The following is a 14,590-nucleotide window of genomic DNA, read 5'->3' as shown; positions in this document are numbered from 1 at the left end:
CCTACACCTGACTTTTCTTATATGTTAATAGACGGATTGATACCCAGGAAAGTTTCATGTATTTACATTTCCTCCACTTTTCCTATTTTTAAAGAGATAAAATGGTATATAAAGAAGGATGAATAATATAAGGGCGACACCTTCAAGAGCCAGGAGGTAGTAAGGATACTCTCCTAAATAGTCTATGGGACTTGCATTATACGGTTTATGAGAAAGAAACATATAATTTGCTCCTACCAATCTGTTCACCATGAACACGATGACAGCAATCAGATTTAAAGCAATGAATGCCCTCACCATAGACCGGAACGTCAATATGAAGCCTTCGATCCATACCATGTACAAACAGGATAATACAATCGCCAAATGTGCTAAGAAAAATTGGAAATAACGAAAATGGGGATAACCAAAAAACAACTCAGGTGTCACAATGGCAATAAAGGCACCTGTCATACTGGCAAAAAAACTGATTTCAAAGATCCTATAGTTTCTCGTAATAAGCATGATCGTACACAGATACAATGAGATGGAACATAATTGAAAGGGCAAATTAATGGCTACATCCCATTGATCATTGATAAAGTACCAAATCTGAAATAATGCTTCACTCAAAACCAGCAGCACCACGATTAGCCATTTCAACACACCCTTACCACTGCCGCTTAGTCGATTTCTAAACACAAACAAACCGATCATACATCCGAACGAGACTATCATTGCTGCCACATGGGAGACCGAAAACAACTCAAAAGGATACTCCTCATACCTAAAATTCATAAACTCCTTCACCAAATCCACAACTCCCCTACGAACACCCATCTATACTATATTCTCTTAATGGTTCATCAATTCCTTTAAGGGACGGACCTCACTCTTACACCATACTCAGCTAAAACAAGCTTTTCATCACAATCTAATACACTTAAGGGACGGACCTTCCCAAAGATACCTCACAATCATTTTCCTTAACTCAACCTAAACATTCCTTCCCTCCCTATTCCCTTTCTCTTAATCCTTAACCACAGAACAAAAAAGCCCTGTTAAGAATCCATCAGATTCCTTAACAGAGATTTCTCCACTCTATAACTCTTATTCCATTGTAATTCGATTTCCGCCACTTCGCTTTGAATCATACATATACCGGTCTGCACGCTGAATCGTAGACTTAAAGTCATCCACTTCATTACCAGATGAGACACTCACGCCAATGCTCACTCCCACTATCAGTTCGTTTGCGCCATCAAATACAACAGGTACCGAGAAAGCCCCTAATACTGTTTCAGCCAACATTTTAACCGTATTTGCATCTTCATTTTTTATTAGAAGCACAAATTCATCTCCTGAGATCCGGTAGCATGCAACAGTATATTCTTGTTTCAATGAGGTTAAACGTTTACCTATCTCCTTTAACACATAATCACCAACTGAGTGACCATAGGTGTCATTGATCCCTTTAAAGTGATCGATATCCAGGAACAACAATGCGTAGTCTATCGTCTTTGTGTACAAGTCTTTTAGGTCCTCATTTAACGCTTTTCTATTTTTTAATTGAGTAAGCTCGTCGGTTCTTAGTAGCTTCTGAATTTCAAGATGTGATTCCATCCGGATATACTCCGTGTTCATCCACTCGCTACCCAAATTTAATAAATCTTCGTTCAGTTTCAAGTGTTGGTGAAGCAAGGAATCTTCTTCACATGAATCATCAATGAAGAAGAAACATCCTTTTGATACCCCATTATCCACTATTGGCAAAAGATGAACTTGAGTGTCATTAATCTCAAGGGTCCCTTTACGACTGGAAACCGTTATATAGGTATGTATTTCCCTTTGAAGTTCCTGATTCAAGAACGATGAAAGGTCTTCTTCACCGTCTATAGGAAGAAACTGATTTTTCTTCCTATAATACATGCCAAGTAAACGGGTTTTTAATAGACGCGAAAAGGTATCAAGCAATTGTTGCTGCTTCTCTTCCAATGATTGAGTTGAAGTGAAAATGGAATACAACTTCTTTAAATAGGTTTCCCGACTTTCTTTTAACGTCATTTCTTCTTGAAGCTCTATTTCGGTTGTTACCCACTTCCCGAAGCTTCTAAGGAGATCCAATTCATCACAAGAAAAAGTTCTTGGAGCGTGTCCGACAATGCAGAGTGTCCCAATCACATGTCCTGATTTCACTTTTAATCCGACGCCCGCATAGAATCGTATTCCATACTTCTCTCCAAAATGGTGGGTTGATGATTCAACATCCTTTAAAGTGTCCTCAACTACAAAATAATCTTTATCCACAATTACATACTGACATAATGACTCGCGTACCGGCGATCGACTTACCGCATCCGTTTCCCCTGCTAACCCTAACCCCACAGAAGATTTAAACAACTGTTCTTTATCCGTCAATAGATTGATCTGGCACACATCAACCTGGAATACTTCTTTCACGAGCCGGGTTATGCGGTCGTAGCGTTCTTCCCTCCCACACTGGTAAACGTTCATGCACGTAAGCTCGTTCACACGTTTAACATTATCTAAATAGCTATCATCCAAAGAATCTCCCATATTTCCACTCCCTTTTCTGTAGGATTGATATATTATTATGTAAACCTTTAATATCGTAATCTAGTCTGTGAATATCCTGCATTCACAAAAAAAGCTCCCATCTCGATAAGGAAATGGGAAACATCTGTTTTTTTATTGAACCTTGCGTAATGGCACACCCTGGTTCTTATAAATAAAATCAAGTGCCAGTCGATTAAATTCCCTTGGCTTCTCCACATTACAAACATGTCCGCAATCTTCAATGAACACTTTCGTAGCTGAGGGGTCTCCATTTGTATCCTGATCAAGAGACTTTACGAATAGGTGATCTTCCTTCCCGGATATGTAAAGCTTGGGAATATGAGAAGCCCTTTCTTGTACAGAAGTGTATGTTGATTTCACATAAGGGGTAAGGCGATACCACCCGAGAAAATCATTACGGTTCATTTTCTTTGCTTCACGGATGAATAACTTTCGTGAAACTCTGTGATTGCTTTTAGGCATCATAATATAGGCGAAAATTTTATATAACCACATAAATGGAATCATATTTTTTACTGTATCACCAATTTTAAGAAGTGTATTGGATAGTAAATTAAACCTGGTAATACACCCTCCTAAAACTGCACTTTTCACACGATTGGGAGCAGTTTGAAGCAAAGCGTGTATGAGAACCGAGCCAAGTGAAATGCCGATAAAATGAGCCCGTTCCACTTTAAGATGATCAAGTACCTTAAGAACTTCACGTATATTTAATTCAATTGTGAATTTTTCATTATATGATTCTATATTTGGGGACTCTCCATGCCCGGGCAAATGAATCGTTATTACATTATAAGATTTCTTGAATATATCCAGCTGCTTGCCGAAAATTCTTGAGTTTCCCCCGATTCCATGGAGAAACACCACATACTCTTTGCCGACTCCTTGATGAACGTTGTATTCTAGCATCAATTCTCTCCTTAAAACAGCACAACCTACCAAAAGAATGAAATGAATCAGGCCAATTATTCGAGAATCGTTTTCCTTCTATTAACTATCATTAATATGAAAATCGATTTTCAAAACAATTGCATGATACACTCTATGCTCTTGAAGCCTTACCTTAATTATCTATTATTCTATACTATCTGAAGTCGCTTTGTCATATAATAGCTGAAGAAATTCCGAACATTTTGTGATGAATGGGATAATACATTCCAATTATAGAAATTCCTTACACTTATCACCTTACTGCCATCATTATCTTCTGCTCTGAAACAAGAGCATATACTCCCTACACGATCATAATATCTTTACCAAATAAAAGATCCCAACCTAAATAGAAGGTTTGGATACATTTGCTTTCAAATGTCTTACTACCGCACTATATAAAATGCCGATACCACGCTAGAGAACTTATACCGTACTGCATTTTTAACCCGAATTTTTATTAAATCAACCTTCAGCAGCGTAATCATTCCAATTAGAAAAATAAAAAGAATCTTCGAAACCATATCAACATACCTCCCAATCAGATTTCATTCCTACAAGTCCTCACGACTCTTCTGCTGTGGTGGCTGCTCCAACCATCCACGTTCAACTAACAGCTTAAGGCCATCTGCACCATACTTCATGATTTCTGTCACAAAAAGTGTATAATGAACGGCTAAATCCTTCCTTGTAGACATCGTGATGGCGTGACAAAGTGTTGACAGCCCCACTGAGTTTGAAGAAGAGATAAAAAAAAGCATCAACTTCTCTGAAAATGGGGCCACATTTGAATCTGTTACCTCCATGGATACCGGATAAGTGGGAAATGAATCATCTTTTACCAGGACATTATTAAAAGTGGTAATCTGCTTTTCACTTAATTTTTTTCCTTTTTTAAGGTAATTCTTCACTTCGATATCTTTAGAAACTTGTATAAATCCTTTCAATAGAATGATTCCAATGCAATTTCTCTCAATTACAAAGAATAATTCACTCAATTCCAATGCATTAAGTGGCCTTGTTTCACCTAACCAGCTCTCCAACAAAGTTGGCTGCTCTGAAATGTATTCTATAGAATGGGGATAATTCATTTTTGGTGGACGATCATAGATCCCTTTTTCCAACATTAATTGCAATGATTGTTTATATAGTGATAATGATTTTGTCAGCGCCTTTTCAAAAAGGTCATATACATCTGTACGGGCAACGGCCCCCACTATAGTGGTGTAATGACCGCTCGTGACCTGACCTCCGCGGTAAACAAAACTAAGAGCAAACAAATCAGTATATAAGGGTGGTGCGGTTGTATCTATGTCCCTGTCAATGAAGCCCTTTGGTACAGGAAATCCTTCAGACATAAAGAGAGACTTAATCTTACTCATTATCTCTACGTTTGTCTGTAGACTTTCTTCGATGATGAATTTGATTCCTTCGTCTTTCAGGTATGTAAGGAAATGGGTGTAAAAGCAATTTAGCGCCGAGCACTTAATATAAGTCGTCCACAAAGCGGAGATTTCTGCGGTAGTCAATCTTATGTCTTTGTCCTCCATCTTTCGACTCCTTTTCTTTTTCTCTTAGTGTTTTCCTAATCTTGTAAATTATTCTGGATAATTTATAGTAAATGAAAAGAGCTGCCTGTGATCGGCAGCTCTCTTTCTTATCTGTTCTTATATTCATATTTCACAAATAACGGAAGAAATAGTGAAATAACCATAGCCAATAATACGATTACACCAAACGTGAGCGGCTTTGATAAACCCTGTTCGGGTGCAATCAATAATCCGAATACAACCGCTGGAACAATGATGAGAAAAGAAACAATAAATTTCGAGGTGAAATTAATCGTATGTTTTTTACCACATTGACTGCATTCTATAGGTTTATAAGACCTCCAAATGGAGAATAATAACTCTTTCCATTGAAACTGATTCTTACATACATTACACTTCTGCAAAGCATTTCCCCCTATGTAAATTATCTACTCTTTTCTCTAGTTTACCATTATAAGTCTGTCAGGAGTAGATGTTACTGAGGTCCGTCCCTCGTATTTACTGCTAGGGTCCCCAAAATCACACCCCATCACCAATATTTCCAGTGCAGTTTTGTGAATAATTTCACATATCTAACCAAATTTTAATTTCAACACCAATATTACTTTTTTTCACATGATACATTCCATGACAGGATTCCTTCTTCCACCTCTGCTACACTGCCATGGTTCTCACAAGACTCAATCGTATTTTTTAAACCCATTTTATCGAGCAGTATGATGGTGATCACCATCATGATGGTTAGGATTAAGAGCAAAGACTTCCGTTTCCCTTTCATAAATTAAAATCCCCTTTAAAAGCGTTTGATACACCAATTATAGTAAATTATACCATGTTCAACCAATCAGTTAACTTGGTTAAGGATATTCCCCTCAAAAAAATGAATTCATGCAGGATTTTTCAACTTTCATTCGAACTATGTACTATAACACTAAATCATAAGGGGTAACTAAATTGATACAATCATTTAAACTAAACGTTCAAACGATGGGTCAGAAAATGCCGGTTTACATTTTTCGAGTCGACGATGTCCTTATTGATACAGGACCTTACAGTATGAAAAACGAAGTGCGGAAAATTGTAAAAGAGCTTCCTATCCAACGAGTGATTCATACTCATCATCATGAGGATCACACGGGTAACAGTTCATGGATTGAAAGGTTTTACTCCATTCCTCAATGGATTCATCCGTTAGGGGTACAAAAGTGCTCTCACAGCACTAAACTGCCTTTTTACAGAGCTATGTTCTGGCATAATCGCCAGGCATTTCACCCGTTTCCACTTAAAGAAGACGTATTTAAAACGGCCGAGCATTCGTTTCAAATTGTTCATACACCGGGACACGCTGATGATCACATCGTTCTCATAGATGAAGAAAAGGGCATTTGCTTTTCAGGGGATTTATACTTATTCCATTCTCCTACTTCTAATTTTTCATTTGAATCTGTACCTGATCTCATTCGATCAATTGACAGAACCCTGCAGTATTCCTTTCAAGAAGTGTATTGTTCACATCAAGGATACTTGAAGCAAGGAAGAAAGCTTTTAGAGAAGAAACTAGCCTATCTTCAGAACCTTCAAGAAGCCGTTATGATAGCACACCTGGAGGGAAAAACGGCTAAAGAAATTCGAAAACACCTGCTTCCCAAAAACAAACTTTTTCAATATATTTCACTTTTCGAAAACTCACCAGTACATACAGTCAAATCCATTATCAAAGAAATATCGTAAACAGAAGGTCCGTCCCTATTTAGAGGGACGGACCTTCTGTTTACTGATTTCCGAGGCGGTTGAGGCTTCGTTTGTATTCCAGCTGACAAATGATATCCAGGATTCTTGTTCCTATGAATTGGCAGATTAAGGCAAAAAGAATGATTTTTAAATCTACTACGATTCCTGTTAGTAGTAACACACTGCCATTAATGACGAATAAAGTCTTCCCTGGGGTGTACCCTTTTAGCTTTGAAATAATAAGTGCTAAAATGTCCATCCCTCCAGAGGATGCTCCCATTCTGAACAGGATCCCTATTCCGATTCCGAAAAGGATGCTGCCAATCAATAGATCGACGAAAATAAAAGAAACAGTTCCAATTAAATGAGAATTCAAGAAATTAACTACAAACGACGTGACTGTCACACAATACATGGTCCAAAGTGCATTCTCTTTTCCTAACCATTTAACCGCAGCTAGTAAAAGAGAAGCATTTAACACCCATAGCGTAATGGCAAATGGGACATGCAACAAATAGTTTAATAGCACACTCACACTTGCAGCGCCACCTGAAGGGATAAAATGGGGAAACAAAAAGACAGCCATGGCCAATCCTTGTATGCTTGCTGCTATACCTAAAATAGTACCCTTTCTTACTACATTCATCTGTACATTGCTCCCGATTCTGTAAAGGACTCTATTTCATAGTCTAGTAGCTATACACTTCTTCTGCAACAGAGAAATGAAAATGACTGATTTTGGACTAATTGAAATTCTTCAAATATTAGTAGTATAAATTCATTAAAAATATGGTTATTGGACCGTCAGCCCGGCCAAATAAATTCAATATGAGCTCATTTCCAATCTCCTTTTACCTATTTAACAAATGCATGTCTTTCTTTTCACTCCGACTCTGTCTTTATCCTCTATCTTTTTTATATAGGTGGCCGCTACCGGTACTTTACATGCTGTATTTCCAACATCGACATGTACTTTCCCAATTTTATTCGCCACTAGTTTTGCCTCAACTAGCAATGGAGCTACATGTGCTCCAACAGAAATGACGAATCCATTCTTTACGTAACGTACTCTATTTCTCTCTTCATGAATCGTTTTTTCAATAAGTTTCAGATACTGTTTGATTTCGTCTATATTGATTTCTTGGTCTGGGGTTATACTAATATACCCTGCATAGGCACTCCAGCCAGCCGTTGCCGTCATTTCATTTTCCGAATTGATTCACTCATTCGCTAATTCAATAGCGTAGTCGCTCTCTGCGGTTATATTAGCAACAGTGTATTCAGCCAGCATGTACCAATCTGCTTTATTGACCCAATCCTGTAGGATTTCTTTTTTCATTTCTTTAGGATTTACAGATAATCCTGCCAGCTACATGGCATCGAAATTTCCCGATTCGTACAGGCTTAATGCAAGACCTCGCTCTCTTTTCACATATTTTACCAGTTTTTTCATATCTCCAATTTTCACTCCGAATAATGGTTCATGTGCGCCGTGACGTAAATATGTATTCTTGGTCTGTTCGTTACCCATCTCTTAAAGTGCTGCCATTACTTCATCATATTTCATGTTTGACCACCCTTTCATCATATTTGTTCAATTGTATTCTTCTCTATAGAATTAGTTGGTGAATGATCCCTTCATTCCCTCATTCATCTTACATTCATGTTCAATCAACCATTTCTTCCGGTTAAGACCACCTGCATAGCCGGCAAGATCTCCATTCGCTCGTATCACTCGATGACAAGGAATAATGATGGCAAGCTGATTACACCCATTGGCTCTTGCGACTGCTCGAACAGCTGCTGGACTGGAAATATTTTCAGCGATCTCAGTGTAGGATCTGGTTTGTCCAAAAGGGATTCTCTGCAATTCGCTCCAAACGTTTTGTTGAAAAGGTGTTCCGTTGATTTTTAACTTGGTTTGGAAGGCTGATAAAGTGCCATCAAAATAGGCGTTCAATTCCTTTTCAATGGAACGAAGAGGCTCGGTAGAACCGGGAATGATTGCCGCCTTTGTTTTCTCCCTCAATCTCTTCACTTCATTCTCCAGACCGCGACGATCAACAAATTCCAGCAGGTATAAAGCCTCTTCGTCTGACATTCCAATCATCGGTCCAAGTTTCGTATCAATCCAAGCTGCTTTAAGTATGTGCTGTTGATGAGACAAAGCTGGTGCCGTTCCCATTATTCTCGAAAAAGCATCTCTGAATCCGCTGCTTGATTCATATCCCGTTGAAAGTTGAGCATCCATCACCATCGACCCTGATCGGATGTGCTTCATGGCAATCCCCATCCTGCGGGCTCTGGCATATTCTACAAAGGTCATACCGAACCGCCTCTTAAATTGACGCCGAGCAGTAGATGCATCTATGGATAGCTCCTGAAAATCTTTATCCTTCCAACGTTTTTCAGGATTTTCTTCCACAGCCTCTACCAGCTTCTTTACAACATCTGAGATACTATTGGGGTGCGATAAGGGCTTACATCTTTTACAAGGTCGAAACGACGCCAGAAGGGCCTGTTGAGCTGTTCCAAAGAATTCACAATTCTCAAATTTAGGTTTTCTAGCCGGACAAGTCGGGCGACAAAACACACCTGTCGTTTTAACCCCTACATAAAAAATCCCTTCAAAATCCGATCTTTTTTCGACTAACGCTTGATAATACTCCCTTTGTAGTTCGACGGAAATCATCCTCATTCCTCCACTATTTCATTCTTCCTTTATTATAACCTCAATAAAACAACGATGCCGCCGAAAATCAGGCATCGATTTTTATACTAAAAGAAGTTACTATTCTTCTCCTTTTTTGAGGGACGGACCTTGATATTCCAACTAATTATCGTAACAAGCAGGGATTCTCTCACCCAATAGATAATTTATTAAGGTAGCAATTAATAATTATTCAATCTAAATTACGATAAAGGAGCATCTATTATGAAACTGACGTCACAACAATGGAATACAGCAGCTACCTATATCAAAACACATGCAAGACCAATTGAACAAAAGCTATTCAGCTTTTATTTTGAAGAAGGAAGTAAAGAGGAAGCAATCAAAGAACTAGCAAATTTTCAAAATATGGACGGAGGATTCGGCAACTGTATAGAGCCTGATTTTCGATTGGACAGTTCATCTCCAATGGCAACAACCGTTGGATTACAGCATGCAAAGGACTTAAAGCTTTCAACCGAACATCCTATCGTTCAAAAGGCGATTAGCTACCTGCAAAACACATACGATGAGAAAATCAACGGCTGGCATGCTGTGTCTGAAGAGATTAATTTGGTTCCCCATGCACCATGGTGGCATTTTGATTCTGAAAAGGGACAAAGTGGTGTTCAAACAACTTGGGCTAACCCTAACGCTGAAATAGTAGGTTATTTTCATTTATTTTGTCCAGAACACCCTCGGTTAAAAGAATGGACTGAGAGAGCGGTCACAGAGTTAAAGAATCTTTCACACCCAATAGAGATGCATGATTTTCTCTGTTATGATCGACTCCTTTCTGAGGTGAAAGAGGAAACGAAATCCACTCTTTATAGAATTCTTTCTTCTTCCCTACGAAAAACTGTTTGTACCGATCCATCACGTTGGAATGAATATGTAGCCAAACCATTGCAGGTAGCCAGTCATCCTGCTTCCCCTTTTTATGAAGCCTTAAAAGAGGAGGTACATATGCAATTGAATGTCGAGATTGAAACTCAACACCAGGAAGGTTTTTGGCAGCCGAATTGGTCCTGGTTCGGACAATATGACGAGACCTGGCCAATTGCTGAAAAGGAATGGAGAGGGATTTTGACCCTTGGAAAGCTACGGATTTTTGAGGCCTATCAGATAGTAGACAATTAAATAATATAGAATCCGGAAGACTTCCCTTCCGGATTCTAAACATTATTTAAAATTCGCTTCAAACCATCTTTTTGCTTCATCTACTTCCTCGCGACGAAGCTCATGCCCACCTTCTGTCCAGAACTCTGTTACCTGGGTTCGGGCGTCTTGAAGATTTTTAACGAGTTCCATTGTTTCTTGCATGGGGATGAGTGGATCTCGCTTTCCTGCACCAATGAATACAAGTGCGTCACTTAAGTCTGGAAGCTTGACATTTCGTCTAGGAACCATAGCATGGAACAGGATTCCACCTTTTAATGCATCCTTGTAATGATACATTAAACTAGCCGCAATATTCGCTCCATTTGAGTATCCCAGCGCAACGATATTTTGACGATCAAACCCGTAGTCATTAGCACTCTCATCAATGAACTCATTCAATTCCTTTGTTCGGAATACTAAATCCTCTTCATCAAAAACACCTTCCCGTAAGCGTGCAAAAAATCTGGCCATTCCATTTTCATCCACATTCCCTTTTACGCTTAATACAGATGCATCGGGTTCAATCATCTCAGCCAGTGGTAATAGGTCACGCTCATCTCCACCTGTTCCATGAAGGAGCAGAAGTGTAGGTAAGTCTTTACTTCCTTGTTTAAATATATGTTTCAAGCTGACTTCCTCCTTTATTCTTTTGTATCCAAGGGTTTTAATTTCGCTTCTATGGAACCTCTTTGCGCTTCAAAATATGGTGGAAGTGATAGATTTTCACCTAAATTATCAAAATCTTCATCGGTCTCAAAGCCTGGTCCGTCAGTAGCCAGTTCGAAAAGAATACCATTTGGTTCACGGAAATAGAGGGAACGGAAATAGTATCGTTCAACAAAACCTGAGTTCGGCAAGCGGTTTTGTGTGACCCAATCAACCCATTTACGTAATTCATCTTCATCTTCCACACGGAAGGCTACATGGTGAACACTTCCTCTTCCCGGTCTTTCCTGTGGAAGATCATTTCTCTCTTCAAGATATACTTCTCCACCAGTACCGCCTTCCCCTGTTTCAAACACTCGGATATCCGGTTGCCCATCTACATGTGAAGGAAAAGCCCTTGTTTCTGTAAAACCTAATACGTCTTTCAGTACCATTGCCGTGTTTTCCCCACTAGCAACCGTCAGCGTAATCGGACCCAGGCCAACAATCCCATGCTCCACGGGTACCGGGCTCTTGTCCCAAGGCTTCCCACCTGGAACTCCTTCGTTCTTTTCATCTGACACAAGCATGAGGCGCTGACCTTCAAAATCACGGAAGCTTAGTGTTGCCCGCCCACTATGGTGAGAAATTTCGTCATGCTCAACACCCATCTCTTCAAAGCGATTCTTCCAATAAGCTAAAGACTCATCCGTGCTCACTCTCAGTGCCGTTAATGAAATACTGTTCGTCCCTTTATACGTATTCCCCGCATGTGGAATTTCGAAGAATGTGAGGTCCGTCCCTGGATTTCCTCTTTCATCTGCATAGAAAAGATGGTAAACAGATGTATCGTCCTGGTTGATGGATTTTTTTACGAGTCGAAGCCCTAGTGTTTTTGTATAGAAGTCATAATTTTTCTTAGCATTCGCTGTAATGGCAGAAACGTGATGCTGCCCTTTAAGTGGTTTTAAGTTCATAATCGATTCACTCCTTAGTAATAATCTTGCTTAATTTCTATCTTCATCATACACGAAAATTACCTTTAATTCAAGATACTTTATTTCGAAGTGTTTTTTTCTTTTTTCTACACTCTCCAATATCCCTACAAAAAAAACATCCGTACACCATGTACGAATGTTTTTTTGTTCAATTATTCGACTTCATTATTTTTAATAGTCAGGGCTTGTGACAAGGTAGAAGTAATTGTCAGGTTGTCAAAATTCAATCCCAGCTGGACAGCTGTCTGTGCGATTTCAGGGCGTAACCCAGATAGAATCGGCTTCACACCGATCAACTGAAGTGCATCAATCAGCTGAAAGATTTGATGGGCTACCATCGTATCTATTAATACAACTCCTGATAAGTCGATGAACAATTGAGAAACTTCCTTATTAACACATTGTTCCAACGCATTCTCTAATATTAATTCCGCACGTGTAGGATCGATATTACCTACAAGGGGTAAAAGCGCAGTATGTCCATTCAAAGATATGACAGGTGAACTTAATTCGTTGATGACTTCCTGCTGGGATTGGATCTGCTGCTCCACAACTTCCGTTTGCAGCTCAACAAATCGCAACATAACCCGGTCAAATGCTTCAATGATGACTTGATTCCAACGGCTGAATTGTTCGAAGATGTTTTTTTCCATATGAGTTTCGGCGTATTCTTTCAAGAATTCCAGGTATTGATGTCTAACCCTCATGAATTCTCTAAGAATATAGTGATTTGGGGTTTCTAGATGTTCCTTATCCTCTGCAATGGTCAAGACCCATTCATCAATCTTCTGATTAAACGTTTCTTTATCCTCAGCAAACACATTACAAAGAATCCCGTGAAACTCAAAGTTTTGATTTTTTAAAGTTTCTATCACCTTGGGATCTGAGGAAGAATAAACACCATTTGTTGTGTTTTTATCCAGGGAGTTATACCAATCTTCCGTTAATTGACGAGCCTTACTTAATAAAAATGTATGTAGTTCCTTATTTCTATGCATGTATGATTCCTCCTATGATATCCAACAAATTTATATCAATTTCTTCTTCCCTCTCTGATGCAATGAGTAGTTGGGAAATCAGACTCTTTTCTCTTGTTACATCTTCATTAAATTCCGCCTTACAGGTTGAGTCGATCCATCCGCTTTCGACTTTTTCTTATACCATTCTTCATTATATATCACATTCATACAAAAATTCCATTTAAACACTCTTAACTAAGAGCATGACAGGTCCGTCCCCTCAACACACCCATCTTAAACGGACATCACTCATATTCATTTGCTCTAGTATTGTAACTATATTCATCCTAAAATCCCCCGCTAATTACACTGGTAATGGGAATTTCCTTATCATTTTTCAACACTTTAATCGTATCAAAGTTCTCTTTAAATTCATTTCTATTAATGCGATATATTAATTGATTAGTCAGCTCTTTATGCGAATAGTTTATTTCAAAGTGTTCAGTAAAGGAAATCCATAATGTGCTTTCTCTTACTTCAAAATCAATGTTTTCATAATAGGGGGCTTTTTTTGCATTTAGATCTACTACACTTCCATTTAACACAACAAGCGTACTTCCGGTTCCATTATCATACAGAAAGATTCCATTTCCATGATCTGAAATAGACTTCTGAAGCGCTTTAGATGTTTCCCTCAAATCCAGTTTTTGATGTGGGAGATTTTCGTCTATTCCAGTACACGCAGAAAGAAGCAAAACCAACATCAGGCTCAATCTTATAAATTTCATTGCGATCCCCCTAAGTAATACCTTTTACTGCACTCTTTAAATTATATATTTAAACCTGGTAAAATTATAAGTATATTCTAAAAATATTACATTGTTTTGTAAAATCAACTCTACAATTCACAATATAAAGTGTATAATGAGAGTATTAACTGAGAAACAGACAGCATGTATGTCTCGATATACTATTTCGATGTGTATATGAATCTCCTACTAGAAACCAACCGCAAATCTAAATATGATGTCGTAATCCTACTACTTAGTCATTTGTCAAAATAGTTGGGAGCTGATGAGAGAATGAAAAACAATCTGACAAGAAAGTGTATTGAAACACTTGCTATCCAAAGTGCCTATCATTTCTGTGTGTCTATAGGAATCAAGCCCGGTTTACTCAATCTATCGATGATCACAGGATTCTCAGAAGAAAGAATACTGGAAATACTCGAAAACAAGTTCAGTAATCAAAGTGTTAAAACAGAAGATCACTCTTTTTGACTCTGTGTTTCCCCTTTATTACTCTACAAGCAGATTTTCCTTCATCCCC

The 14,590-nt window shown here is 38.6% G+C and carries 15 protein-coding genes and 1 pseudogene; 3 read left to right on the top strand and 13 right to left on the bottom strand.

What is annotated here, in order from left to right; genetic code table 11:
• Positions 1 to 54: 54 nt before the first annotated feature.
• The 6 genes from ACIFOD_RS10930 to ACIFOD_RS10905 all read right to left on the bottom strand — a co-directional run bounded on the left by ACIFOD_RS10930 (position 55) and on the right by ACIFOD_RS10905 (position 5,835).
• Positions 55 to 777 carry a TIGR02206 family membrane protein gene (locus ACIFOD_RS10930; RefSeq protein ID WP_430314595.1) on the bottom strand — a complete coding sequence of 241 codons (723 nt, stop codon included), beginning with the start codon at positions 775 to 777 and terminating at the stop codon, positions 55 to 57.
• A gap of 312 nt (positions 778 to 1,089) precedes the next feature.
• Complete coding sequence (locus ACIFOD_RS10925) at positions 1,090 to 2,556, bottom strand: sensor domain-containing diguanylate cyclase (protein WP_430314594.1); 1,467 nt, start codon at positions 2,554 to 2,556, stop codon at positions 1,090 to 1,092.
• A 132-nt stretch (positions 2,557 to 2,688) separates the two neighbouring features.
• Positions 2,689 to 3,486 carry an alpha/beta fold hydrolase gene (locus ACIFOD_RS10920; RefSeq protein ID WP_430314593.1) on the bottom strand — a complete coding sequence of 266 codons (798 nt, stop codon included), beginning with the start codon at positions 3,484 to 3,486 and terminating at the stop codon, positions 2,689 to 2,691.
• A gap of 575 nt (positions 3,487 to 4,061) precedes the next feature.
• Complete coding sequence (locus tag ACIFOD_RS10915; protein WP_430314592.1) at positions 4,062 to 5,057, bottom strand: DUF3231 family protein; 996 nt, start codon at positions 5,055 to 5,057, stop codon at positions 4,062 to 4,064.
• A gap of 107 nt (positions 5,058 to 5,164) precedes the next feature.
• On the bottom strand, positions 5,165 to 5,461 hold the full coding sequence (locus ACIFOD_RS10910; protein WP_430314591.1) for a TIGR04104 family putative zinc finger protein: 297 nt from the start codon (positions 5,459 to 5,461) through the stop codon (positions 5,165 to 5,167).
• A gap of 197 nt (positions 5,462 to 5,658) precedes the next feature.
• A complete protein-coding gene (locus ACIFOD_RS10905; RefSeq protein WP_430314590.1) occupies positions 5,659 to 5,835 on the bottom strand; it encodes a hypothetical protein in 177 nt (58 codons plus the stop codon).
• Between the two features lie 176 nt (positions 5,836 to 6,011).
• On the opposite strand from ACIFOD_RS10905, the gene ACIFOD_RS10900 reads away from it, so the two are divergent.
• On the top strand, positions 6,012 to 6,788 hold the full coding sequence (locus tag ACIFOD_RS10900) for an MBL fold metallo-hydrolase (protein WP_430314589.1): 777 nt from the start codon (positions 6,012 to 6,014) through the stop codon (positions 6,786 to 6,788).
• 40 nt (positions 6,789 to 6,828) lie between these two features.
• On the opposite strand, the gene ACIFOD_RS10895 is transcribed toward ACIFOD_RS10900, so the two are convergent.
• From ACIFOD_RS10895 to ACIFOD_RS10885, 3 genes and pseudogenes are all read right to left on the bottom strand, one after another.
• Entirely contained in the window at positions 6,829 to 7,434 is a 606-nt protein-coding gene (locus ACIFOD_RS10895; RefSeq protein ID WP_430314588.1) for a YitT family protein, read from the bottom strand.
• 213 nt (positions 7,435 to 7,647) lie between these two features.
• Positions 7,648 to 8,319 (bottom strand): annotated as a pseudogene (locus ACIFOD_RS10890) (DNA alkylation repair protein).
• Positions 8,320 to 8,406: 87 nt separating this feature from the next.
• Positions 8,407 to 9,480 (bottom strand): bifunctional transcriptional activator/DNA repair enzyme AdaA, encoded by a 1,074-nt coding sequence (locus tag ACIFOD_RS10885; protein ID WP_430314587.1) that lies wholly within the window; start codon positions 9,478 to 9,480, stop codon positions 8,407 to 8,409.
• Positions 9,481 to 9,723: 243 nt separating this feature from the next.
• On the opposite strand from ACIFOD_RS10885, the gene ACIFOD_RS10880 reads away from it, so the two are divergent.
• Entirely contained in the window at positions 9,724 to 10,638 is a 915-nt protein-coding gene (locus ACIFOD_RS10880) for a hypothetical protein (protein WP_430314586.1), read from the top strand.
• Between the two features lie 42 nt (positions 10,639 to 10,680).
• Here ACIFOD_RS10880 and ACIFOD_RS10875 read toward each other — a convergent pair whose 3' ends face one another.
• The 4 genes from ACIFOD_RS10875 to ACIFOD_RS10860 all read right to left on the bottom strand — a co-directional run bounded on the left by ACIFOD_RS10875 (position 10,681) and on the right by ACIFOD_RS10860 (position 14,049).
• Positions 10,681 to 11,286 (bottom strand): alpha/beta hydrolase, encoded by a 606-nt coding sequence (locus ACIFOD_RS10875; RefSeq protein WP_430314585.1) that lies wholly within the window; start codon positions 11,284 to 11,286, stop codon positions 10,681 to 10,683.
• A gap of 14 nt (positions 11,287 to 11,300) precedes the next feature.
• A complete protein-coding gene (locus ACIFOD_RS10870; protein ID WP_430314584.1) occupies positions 11,301 to 12,281 on the bottom strand; it encodes a ring-cleaving dioxygenase in 981 nt (326 codons plus the stop codon).
• A 173-nt stretch (positions 12,282 to 12,454) separates the two neighbouring features.
• Entirely contained in the window at positions 12,455 to 13,300 is an 846-nt protein-coding gene (locus tag ACIFOD_RS10865) for an STAS domain-containing protein (RefSeq protein WP_397551585.1), read from the bottom strand.
• Between the two features lie 308 nt (positions 13,301 to 13,608).
• Positions 13,609 to 14,049, bottom strand: coding sequence for a hypothetical protein (locus ACIFOD_RS10860; protein WP_430314583.1), 441 nt, complete (start codon positions 14,047 to 14,049; stop codon positions 13,609 to 13,611).
• 294 nt (positions 14,050 to 14,343) lie between these two features.
• On the opposite strand from ACIFOD_RS10860, the gene ACIFOD_RS10855 reads away from it, so the two are divergent.
• Positions 14,344 to 14,541 (top strand): hypothetical protein, encoded by a 198-nt coding sequence (locus ACIFOD_RS10855; protein WP_397551587.1) that lies wholly within the window; start codon positions 14,344 to 14,346, stop codon positions 14,539 to 14,541.
• Positions 14,542 to 14,590 lie beyond the last annotated feature (49 nt).

The sequence above is a fragment of the Rossellomorea sp. NRS-1567 genome, from assembly GCF_050467885.1.
Taxonomy (GTDB): domain Bacteria; phylum Bacillota; class Bacilli; order Bacillales; family Bacillaceae_B; genus Rossellomorea; species Rossellomorea aquimaris_C.
The sequence above is the reverse complement of the archived record's forward strand: the minus strand, read 5'-3'. Positions and strand labels throughout refer to the sequence as shown.